Source organism: Nocardia barduliensis (genome assembly GCF_013315795.1).
Lineage (GTDB): Bacteria > Actinomycetota > Actinomycetes > Mycobacteriales > Mycobacteriaceae > Nocardia > Nocardia barduliensis.
Genome location: NZ_JABLTE010000312.1, coordinates 1 through 387 on the forward strand (window position 1 = coordinate 1; position 387 = coordinate 387).

Here is a 387-nt window from a genome sequence, read left to right on the forward strand (position 1 = left end):
CCCATGAACAGCAGCGGGATCATCGGCGTCAGCAGGGTCAGCGCCAGCGCCGCGCGCAGCGGCGCAGGATCGGTCAGCATCGACAGGCGCTCGCCGAAAGCGCGGTTGCCCACCTGGTCATGGTTCTGCGCGAATACCACAAAACGCGCGGGCGACAGGTCGGCGCTGGGTTCGCCGCGGGGATTGCCGCGCAGGTCCGGTTCACCCTGCCAGGCGAATCCTTCGGCCAGGCAGCGCGCCAGCAGTGCTTCGGCGCGACCGGCATAGGCCGCGTAATAGCCTTCCTGCTCGCCGGTCAGCATCACGTGCAGCGCATTGTGGAAGTCATCGTTCCACTGCCCCTGGTAGGCGCCGCGCAGCCACCGCGCCTGGTTGCGTTCGTTCTCC

General features: G+C 68.2%; 1 pseudogene. It reads right to left on the reverse strand.

The annotated features are described in order from the left end of the window. Positions 1-387 (reverse strand): annotated as a pseudogene (locus HOV91_RS39375) (hypothetical protein); the annotation flags it as partial.